Below are 9,850 nucleotides of genomic sequence, written 5' to 3' on the forward strand. Positions count from 1 at the left end.
TTAGACGTCTGCCCACATGCGCATCAGGTTGGCGTGCGACTTGCTGATGGCATCGAACGTCGCACTTTTCCCTTCGCGTCCGAAGATGTTCCGTTTGGCGTTTTGCAGGTCCCACAGCAGCTCGCGCTTGCTGGCGTCGCGGACCTGACTCTGCACCCAGATCACCGCGGCATACCGCGCGCCCTGGGTCACCGCGGCGACGCGGTGCAAGGAATTGGCCGGGTAGGCGATGGCGGAACCCGCATCGAGCTTGAACGCGCACTCCATGCCGTTGGCATCCACGATAAGTTCGCCGCCGGCGTACGTTTTCGGATCGGTCAGGAACACCGTAATCGCCACGTCGCTGCGCACGGCACTGCCCATGCCGCCCATCACAGGTGCATCCACGTGCGGCCCGTATTCCATGCCGAGGTCGTAACGATTGAACAGCGCCGGCGTGACCGCGGATGGCAGCACCGCGGCCTGCAGCATGGCATTGCGCAGAAAACCGTCGTAGACGATTTTCTGCAGCTTCGCCTGGCTTTGCGTGTCATGGGTGACCTGCAGATTTTTCTTGACCTCGCGTGCCGACCAGCCGGCCGTGCTGGCGCCATCGATGAAGGACGCGCTGCCGAGCTCTCTGCGCACGGTGTCGAGCTCGTCGGCAGTCAATACGTTGGGAATGCAAATGATCAAGTGAGTCGCCCGGTTGTTCGAAGCCGTGATGCCGCCGAGCCTGCAATTTCCCCCGCCGGCCCGGTCGAGGTCAAGCGACGCCCAGCCGCTGCTTTCCGATAGCTCAGGGGCATTCAGTCGCCTGTGCGAGAATGCGCCATCGACGCGGTTATCGGGCGTCCGCACTGAATACACGAGGTTCTGGATGTCGATGTTGAAGCAATGGCTGTTGGCCGCCGGTCTGGTCGCCTGTTCTTTCGGTGCAACCGCGGCGGAGACCGCGGCCGCGCCGGCCGCGCCCACGGCCGCGCCCACGGCCGCGCCCACGGCTGCGCCGGCCGCGAGCGCCAGCATCGGCCAGGGCGTGACGCCGGCGGCCGAGAAAATGGTGCGTGAGTCGATCGCCAAGGTGTCGTCCAAGGCGGTTATCGACGAGATCGACGTCGCGCCGATACCGGGCTTTTACATGGTCATCGTGTCGGGGCAGATGCTCTACGTAAGCGCCGACGGCAAGTACATGCTCAACGGCGAGTTGGTCGACCTGAGCAGCAAGCAGAACACCAGCAAGCTGGCGTGGGCGAACTTCCGCAAGGCGCAGATCGCCAAGGTGCCGGCCTCGCAGCGCATCGTGTTCGCGCCGGCGCATCCGAAGGTCACCATCAGCGTCTTCACCGACGTCAATTGCGCCTTCTGCCGCGCGCTGCACGAGCACATCGCCGATTTCAACAAGGCCGGCATCGCGGTCGAATACCTCGCGTGGCCGCGCGAAGGCGTGACGACGACGGCGGGTCGGCCCACGCCGACCTATACCGAAATGGTTTCGGTCTGGTGCGCCAGCGACCGCAAGGCCGCTTTCAGCGCCGCCATCGATGGCAAAGCGCCCAAGCCGGCGACCTGCACCAACCCGGTCAAGGATCAGTTCGACCTCGGTTTGAAGCTGGGCCTTGACGGCACGCCGACCATTTACGGGCCGGATGGGCGCGTGCTGGGCGGTTATGTGACGCCCGATCAGCTGCTGCGGGCCATTGAGGATGGTTCGGACGTCAGCGGTAGCTGATCCGCCGTATGGCGCGCGGCCGCTGAGCGTCCGTGCCGCAATGCCGTAGTGCAGCATCGTCGGGACCGCATCGGTTAGAATGGGCGTTTTCCGCATAGCGCCGTTCCCCGCATGATCGCACTCGACGGGCAGAGCGCCCTCTCGCCATTCCGCCTCGAACGTCTCAATTCCCGCCTGGATGCCCTGCATCACGGCGTGCGCGTACAGGCTTCGTGGTTCGTCTACTTTGTCGACACCGATACGGCGCCGCAAGGCACGCTGCGCCAGCACCTGCTGGCGGTGCTGGAAGCGAAGGACGCCAAGCCCGAGCCAGCCACGCTTTGGGTCGTGCCGAGGCTGGGCACCATCTCGCCGTGGTCGAGCAAGGCTACGGAAATCCTGCACGGCGCAGGCTTCGGTGCGGAAGGCTCCGACATCCGTCGCGTCGAGCGCGGTATGGCCTGGCAGATCACCGGCCTGCCCGCGGCAAGCGCGCCGTACCACGCGGTGATCATGGCCGAGCTGCACGACGCGATGACGCAGTCGGTGCTCACCCGCATCGACGAGGCGCAGGGACTCTTCCTGGTCGGCCAGCCCGGCGATCTGGTACATATCGCGCTTGGCGGCGATCCGAAAGCTGCGCTGGACGAAGCGAACGGCCGGCTCGGTCTGGCCCTGGCCGACGACGAAATCGAGTATCTGGTCGACCGCTACGCCGAACTGGGCCGCGACCCGACCGACGCCGAACTTTTCATGTTCGCGCAGGCCAATTCCGAGCATTGCCGCCACAAGGTATTCAACGCCAGCTGGACACTGGACGGCGTCGATCAGGACAAGAGCCTGTTCGGCATGATCAAGCACACGCACCAGCAGTCGCCGGCGCATACCTTGTCCGCCTACTCGGATAACGCGGCGGTGATCGAGGGCAGCGTCGGCAAGCGCTTTTTCCCCGATGCGAAGGACGGTATCTGGCGCGCGCACGAAGAGCGTATCGACTTCGCGATCAAGGTGGAAACCCATAATCACCCCACCGCGATCGCGCCATGGCCTGGTGCGGCCACCGGCGCCGGTGGCGAAATTCGCGACGAGGGCGCCACCGGTCGTGGCGGCAAGCCGAAGGCGGGCCTCACCGGTTTCTCGGTGTCCGACCTGCGCATTCCCGGCCACCCGCAGCCGTGGGAGATCGACCGTCCGCTGCCGCCGCGCATGGCCAGCGCGTTCGAGATCATGCGCGAGGGCCCGCTGGGCGCGGCCGCCTTCAACAACGAGTTCGGCCGTCCCTGTCTGGGCGGTTACTTCCGTACGTACGAACACGAAACCGGCGAATCCGGTCTGCGCCGCGGCTACGACAAGCCGATCATGCTGGCCGGCGGCCTGGCCAACCTGCGTCCGGGCCATGTGCTGAAGCACGCCGTGCAGCCGGGCAACAAGGTGATCGTGCTGGGCGGGCCGGCGATGCTGATCGGGCTCGGCGGCGGCGCCGCTTCGTCAGTGGCATCGGGCAGCTCCAGCGCCGAGCTGGATTTCGCCTCGGTGCAGCGCGACAACGCCGAGATGGAGCGCCGCTGTCAGGAAGTCATCGATACCTGCTGCCGCCTTGGCGATGCCAATCCCATCGTCAGCGTGCACGACGTGGGTGCCGGCGGCCTGTCCAACGCGATCCCCGAGCTGCTCAACGACGCCGGCGTCGGTGGCGAGATCGACCTGTCGAAGATTCCCTGCGACGATCCGCAGCTCTCGCCGATGCAGGTGTGGAGCAACGAATCGCAGGAGCGTTACGTGCTGGCGATCGGCCCGGAACACCTGGCCGAATTCGAGGCGATGTGCCGGCGCGAGCGCTGCCCGTATGCCGTAGTCGGCGACGCTACGGCGGAACGCCGCCTGCGCGTGACCGACCCGCGCCGCGACCTGGTGGTGATCGACCTGCCGATGGACGTGCTGTTCGGCAAGCCGCCGCGCATGCATCGCAACGCCAGGCACATCAAGCCGCGCATCGACGTGCTGCCCGATCTCACCGGCATCGGCATGAACGAAGCGCTGCTGCGCGTGCTGCGGCTGCCGGTGGTGGGCAGCAAGAGTTTTCTGATCACCATCGGCGATCGCACCGTGGGCGGCCTCAATCACCGCGACCCGATGGTCGGACCGTGGCAGATTCCGGTCGCCGATTGCGCGGTAACCCTGTCGGATTTCGAGGGTTACGTCGGCGAAGCGATGGCGATGGCCGAGCGCGCGCCGGTGGCCGTGCTCAACAGCGCACATGCCGCGCGCCTTGCCGTTGGCGAGGCGATCACCAATATGGCCGCCGCGCCGATTGCCGACCTGGGCGAGATTCGCCTGTCGGCCAACTGGATGGCGGCGGTGAACCATCCGGGCGAAGACGCGGCGCTGTTCGATGCGGTGAAGGCCGTCGGCATGGAGCTGTGCCCTGCATTGGAAATCTCGATCCCGGTCGGCAAGGACTCGCTGTCCATGCAGACGCAATGGGAGCATGAAGGCAAGCCGCAGCGCACAGTCTCGCCGGTGTCGCTGGTGATCACCGGCTTCGCTCGCGTCAGCGACGCGCGCCGCACGCTGACGCCGCAGCTGCGGCTGGATCACGGTCACTCCGATCTGTGGTTGATCGACCTGGGCGCGGGGCGCGATCGTCTCGGCGCCTCGGCGCTGACCCAGGTATTCAACCGCGGCGGCGGCGTACCGCCCGATCTGGACGACCCGAAGCGGTTGAAGGCGCTGTTCGATCTGGTGCAGGAAGCGAACGCCGGCGGCCTGCTGTTGGCTTACCACGATCGCTCGGACGGCGGCGCCATCGTGACCCTGCTGGAAATGGCGTTTGCCGGCCACTGCGGTCTGGAAATCCATATGGACGGCTGGGCCGAGGCGACCCTGCGCGGCCTGTTCAACGAGGAGCTGGGCGCGATCCTGCAGGTGGCCGAGGCCAACCGCGAGCCGTTCGAGGCGCTGCTGGTCAAGCATGGCCTGGCGGCGATCAGTCACCGGATTGGACGGCCGAAAGAAAAGCTCGGCATCAAGCTCTTCCTCGGCGGCGACACGCTGTTCAAGTGGAACTGGAGCACGCTGTTCGAAGCCTGGAACGACACCAGCTACGCCATGCAGCGTCTGCGCGACAACCCGGCCAGCGCCGACGCCGAACGTCACTGGCGCCGCGACGATGCCGACCCCGGCATCACGCCGAAGCTCGGCTTCAACGCCAGCGAGAATATTGCCGCGCCGTTTATCGCAGCGTCCAAGAGCAGCGGCGCGCGGCCACGCGTTGCCGTGCTGCGCGAGCAGGGCGTCAACGGCCAGGTCGAAATGTCGGCCGCGTTCACCCGCGCCGGCTTCGATGCGGTCGACGTGCACATGTCCGATCTGGCCAGCGGTCGGATCAAGCTGGCCGACTTCCGCGGCCTGGCCGCTTGCGGTGGCTTCTCCTATGGCGACGTGCTTGGCGCCGGCCGCGGCTGGGCGACGTCGATCCTGTTCAACGACAGGCTGCGCGCTGAGTTCACCGCGTTTTTCGCCGACGAGACCAAGTTCGCCCTGGGCGTGTGCAACGGCTGCCAGATGCTGTCGCAGCTGAAGGACATCATCCCCGGCGCGCAGCATTGGCCGAAGTTTCTGCGCAATGCGTCGGAGCAGTACGAGGCGCGCGTGGCCACGCTGGAAATTCTCGATTCGCCCAGCCTGTTCTTCAAAGGCATGGTCGGTTCGCGCATTCCGGTGGCGGTGGCGCACGGCGAAGGCCGGGTGAGCTTTCCCAACTCGTGCAGCCCGGCCAAGGCGCATGCGGCGGTGCGCTTCGTCGACAACCGCGGCAAGCCCACCGAGAACTATCCGCTCAACCCGAACGGTTCGCCCGGCGGCCTGGCCGGCTTCACCGCCGCCGACGGTCGCGTGACGATTCTGATGCCGCATCCCGAGCGCGTGTTCCGCAGCGTGCAGATGAGCTGGCATCCGGAAAGCTGGGGCGAAGATTCGCCGTGGATGCGCATGTTCCGCAATGCCCGCGTGTGGTGCGGCTGATCATTTTTTCCGGCGCAAGGCGGCGCTGAGCCATGGCTCGGCGCCCCAGGTTTTCGCCGGCGCTGTGGTTTGGCACGATCGCGTGGGGCGTGGCCTTGGCGCTGGCGCCGTGGTGGATCGGCGTTCCGCTTCTGCCGGCGATGGCGGCGGTGCTGCTGCTGTTGGAACATCGGCTGGCGCCAGAGCATCGCTGGTTGCTGCGTCACGGCCTGGGCTGGGGTTTGCCCGGCGCATTGTTCGCGTTGCAGCGCGCGCTGGGAGGGGGCATTTTCGCGTGGGTCATTGCGCTGCTCGGCATGCTGGTCGGTTACACCCTGCTGGCTGGCCTGGAGGCGTGGCTCGATCGCGATGCGCGTCGCGCGGTCAAGGTCGAAACCGGTGCCGACGGCACGAATCAGTCCGACGCCGCAACATCGGACTGGCCGCGCCTGGCGCGCGCGCCGGTCGGGCCGCCGGCGGAAATCATCGAGTTGCAGGCACCGCGCTGGTGCGAGGCCGCGGGAGGTATCGACGATCCTTATGGCGGTCGGGTGGCGCATCGCGACGGCGCGTATTGCTTCGATGACGGCACCCGGATCGATGGCGTCGGCGCGCAGGCCGCCTTCAGTCCTTCGGGACGCTGGTTCGCCGCGCGCCTGCCTAACGATCGCGGCATCGCGTTGCGCGATCGCGATACCGGCAAGCTACATCGGCTACTCGGATGGCAGTTGGACGGCTGGTATCGCGAGCAGCCGTGGCTGATCCGCCGTCACGGTGATATGCCGCTCTCCCTGCGCGCCGTGTTGGGTGACGATGCGGTAGCGGATGACGGAGTCCGTTAAACCTTATGTGCGCAGATTACGCATAGGGTTGGTGTGGCCGCGATGGTATGACGCCATGATGCGATTCAATGACATGCTCCGGCGACGCTGCGCACGGTTTTGCAGATGTGGCTGTGCCGCCGATTCTCCCTTCACACAATCTCAAGCATACTTCCCGCGTGAATAGCCCCGGTTCCCCCCTCTCGCCGTTTGCAACCGAACTCAGCGTCATCGTGGTGTCGGCTGACAGCGGCCAGATGATGCGCGATTGCGTGCGTCGTCTGCTCAGCACCACGTTGGCGCTGGAGGTGATCCTGGTCGACAACGGCTCCGACGATGGCGTGCCGCAGGCCATCGGCCGCGCGTATCAGGGCGACCCGCGTCTTACGGTCATCTATAACCGCGCCAACCTGGGCTTTGGCCCGGCGATGAATATCGGCGCGACCCGGGCGAGAGGAAAGTCGCTGCTGCTGCTCAACCCCGACTGCCTCGTGCTCGAGGACGATCTGCGCGACCTGCTCAACGTGCTGGCGCGCAATCCGAAGGCCGGTCTGGTCGGCGCGGTGGTATGCGATGAAGAAGGCCATCCCGATCCGGCCTCGTGGCGCCGCGATCCGCTGCTGCGCCGCGCGGTGAATACAATGTTTGGCCGCGCTGGCGAGGGCGTCAACATCACTGAAGAGATTCCCGAAGAAGTGATCGAGGCCGAAGCGGTTTCCGGCGCGCTGATGCTGATGCCGCGCGCTGTGTTTACCCGGGTCGGCGGCTTCGATCAGGATTATTTTCTGCACTGCGAAGATCTCGACCTTTGCCGTCGCGTGCGCGACATGGGTTACCAGGTGCTGCTCGCCGGCGATGTGCGCGTGACGCACGCCAAGGGCACGTCCAGCGCGCACCGGCCGGTTTTCGTCAGCCGCAACAAGCACCACGGCATGTGGCGCTGGTTTCGTAAGCACGATCCGGCCGCGCGCAACCCACTCATCGCCGGCGTGGTCTGGTTGGGCATCTGGGCGCATTACTGGCTGAAGGTGCCGGGGCAGCTGCTGAGCAGGCGCAGGAAGTAGCAGAAGCGGGGAACCACCCGAGGTGGCCCGGCGGGGAACGGGGAACAGTTAAAGCAGAGCATGCGATATGTAACGTTACGAAGTATTTCAGTTCGCAGCCATTGCAGTGTGAACGTCATGACACGTAGCGATAAGCTGCCGTTCCCCGTTCCCGACCAAAACATTCATGCCCAGCACGCGCTCCACCACCACGCTCGCCACCCTCGGCCTTCTGGCAATGACCGCCGTGTGGGGTTCGACGTTTTTCCTGATCAAGAACGTAGTGGCACGCATGCCGGTGGCGGATTTCCTGGCCGTGCGTTTTGTCGTGGCGGCGCTGGTGATGCTTGTCTTGTTCTTCCGCCAGGTGTTCCGGCTTGAGCGTCGGCAGCTGCTGCGCGGCCTGCTGCTTGGCGTGATCTACGGCGTCGGCCAGCTGCTGCAGACCTGGGGCTTGTCGCGCATTGCGCCCAGCGTCAGCGGTTTTGTCACCGGCATGTATGTGGTGTTCACGCCGCTGCTGGCGATGATGCTGCTGCGCCATCGCACGCCCGGCGTCGTGTGGCTCGCCGTACTGCTTGCCACGGCCGGGCTCGCGCTGCTGTCGCTCAACGGCGTGTCGGTTGATCTGGGCGTGTGGCTGACGCTGGCCTCGGCGCTGATGTATGGCCTGCATATCGTCGGGCTGGGCCAGTGGTCGCGCAGCGGCGAGGCGTTCGGCATGTCGGCCGTGCAGATGGTGGCGATCGCCGTTGTCTGCCTGCTCGCCACCGTGCCGCATGGCCCGACGCTGCCGCCGGATCGCGCCGCGTGGTTTGCCGTGCTTTACATGGCCCTGATCGCGGGTGCAGGCGCCATGCTGATGCAGACCTGGGCCCAGTCCCACATGCCGGCGGCGCGTGCCGCGATTGTGATGACCACCGAGCCGGTATTCGCCGCGGGTTTTGCGGTGGCTTTCGGTAGCGACGCGCTGACCTGGCGCATGCTGGTCGGCGGTGGGCTGGTGCTGGCGGCGATGTACACGGTGGAGCTGATGCCGCGGCGCGGTGACGGCGAGCTGCCGGCCGAGGCGATACATCATGAGGTCTGATTTTTTTTAAGCGTTTTTTATCCGATGGTTCGCAACGCGTTGGGTCACGTTACCCGAGCAAGCGATCCGAATCACTTGAACACTGTGTCGACCTAAGCGCGCGCTCTTGGTCGGCATGACTTAGGCGCGATCATAAAAGCCAGAACCAAGCAATCTGCCGGAGTAAGGCCCGTGCATTGGCAGCCCCGCAACAATTCAAACGGTTGTAAGTGAACCTGGCACCGTTTTCACACCGTTTTGGGAAATGCCTCACCGAACGCTTCAATCGGACGTTCTGCGAGGATGTCCTCGATTATCACCTGTTCGCCTGCGTGCAAGATGTGCGCGAGGCAGCGCACGTGTTGCTGATCGGCTACAACGAGCAACTGCTTCACGAATCGTCGAGCAGCATAAATCCACGAATACCGACAGCACGTCGTTGGGGGTTCTACTTTTGAAGTGTCTGCTTGACGAAAGAGCCTACGACACAGCTATTTGTCATGAATAAAATCATTCACTAAAAATCTCACAGTCGGTGTGATAGTTTGATTGCAAAGAGAGTATTATTTTTAAGCCAAGATGCATCTTGGCTATGTTAATCACCTAAAGAAGAAGGAACTCGTCATGATAACTAAATCAAAACTGCGTTTGATGTTGATAGCTGCTTCACTAATTGGCGCTGGAGTGTTTGGAGTTACGGCACCCCCTGTACGTGCAGCCGCTCTGAGTTCAACGATTGCGCTAACGTGCGAGCCTGACACCTGCGACGTAACTTCAGTGCCGTCCAACACCGTCTCGTTTCGTTGGGGTTGGACTTACGGCAACCCGTATTCAAGTACCACCTGTAATAACTCATCTTCCTGCACGCTTCTTTGTAAGACCAAACAAACGACAGTCATGACGGCTTCCGCCCTAGACGGCACGGGAGCCGTTATCGCTAGTGCCTCTCACGCTACAGCATGTAATCCCAATCTCCCGTGAAAAGAAACGACTACCGGGGTTAGGTTCACTTCCTCAATGTTGATGTCTCATGAGAAAAGCCCGCCATGGACGTAATGCTGTTCACTTAAGCGGAGCGGCTTTTCGATTCACGGGGTAGCGAGTCTTGGATATTTTGACGGACCTCGGCGTGGAAGGCCGAGGTCGTCTATCCAGAAACAGGTTGCCGATTCCGGCCCTGAGTTCAGCCAGTCGCGCTCCGGTGCGTGATAGAGGTTGCGCCGCC

At 64.2% G+C, this 9,850-nt stretch carries 7 protein-coding genes and 1 pseudogene; 6 read left to right on the forward strand and 2 right to left on the reverse strand.

What is annotated here, in order from left to right:
* Positions 1–675, reverse strand: coding sequence for a Fe2+-dependent dioxygenase (locus HDE76_RS19705; RefSeq protein ID WP_179482338.1), 675 nt, complete (start codon positions 673–675; stop codon positions 1–3).
* Between the two features lie 190 nt (positions 676–865).
* On the opposite strand from HDE76_RS19705, the gene HDE76_RS19710 reads away from it, so the two are divergent.
* The 6 genes from HDE76_RS19710 to HDE76_RS19735 all read left to right on the forward strand — a co-directional run bounded on the left by HDE76_RS19710 (position 866) and on the right by HDE76_RS19735 (position 9,083).
* Positions 866–1,711: a DsbC family protein gene (locus HDE76_RS19710; protein ID WP_184510092.1), complete on the forward strand. Its 846-nt coding sequence runs from the start codon at positions 866–868 to the stop codon at positions 1,709–1,711.
* 111 nt (positions 1,712–1,822) lie between these two features.
* Complete coding sequence (gene purL, locus HDE76_RS19715) at positions 1,823–5,713, forward strand: phosphoribosylformylglycinamidine synthase (protein ID WP_184510074.1); 3,891 nt, start codon at positions 1,823–1,825, stop codon at positions 5,711–5,713.
* A 32-nt stretch (positions 5,714–5,745) separates the two neighbouring features.
* A complete protein-coding gene (locus tag HDE76_RS19720) occupies positions 5,746–6,534 on the forward strand; it encodes a hypothetical protein (RefSeq protein WP_184510076.1) in 789 nt (262 codons plus the stop codon).
* Positions 6,535–6,692: 158 nt separating this feature from the next.
* Positions 6,693–7,577 (forward strand): glycosyltransferase family 2 protein, encoded by an 885-nt coding sequence (locus HDE76_RS19725; protein ID WP_343205743.1) that lies wholly within the window; start codon positions 6,693–6,695, stop codon positions 7,575–7,577.
* A gap of 166 nt (positions 7,578–7,743) precedes the next feature.
* The gene (locus HDE76_RS19730) at positions 7,744–8,646 is read left to right on the forward strand and encodes a DMT family transporter (RefSeq protein ID WP_184510081.1); all 903 of its coding nucleotides are present in this window, start codon (positions 7,744–7,746) and stop codon (positions 8,644–8,646) included.
* Positions 8,647–8,855: 209 nt separating this feature from the next.
* Positions 8,856–9,083 (forward strand): integrase core domain-containing protein, encoded by a 228-nt coding sequence (locus HDE76_RS19735; RefSeq protein WP_179482328.1) that lies wholly within the window; start codon positions 8,856–8,858, stop codon positions 9,081–9,083.
* A 604-nt stretch (positions 9,084–9,687) separates the two neighbouring features.
* Here HDE76_RS19735 and HDE76_RS19740 read toward each other — a convergent pair.
* Positions 9,688–9,850: pseudogene (locus tag HDE76_RS19740) on the reverse strand (IS4 family transposase); the annotation flags it as partial.

The organism is Rhodanobacter sp. ANJX3, from assembly GCF_014200755.1.
Classification (GTDB): domain Bacteria; phylum Pseudomonadota; class Gammaproteobacteria; order Xanthomonadales; family Rhodanobacteraceae; genus Rhodanobacter.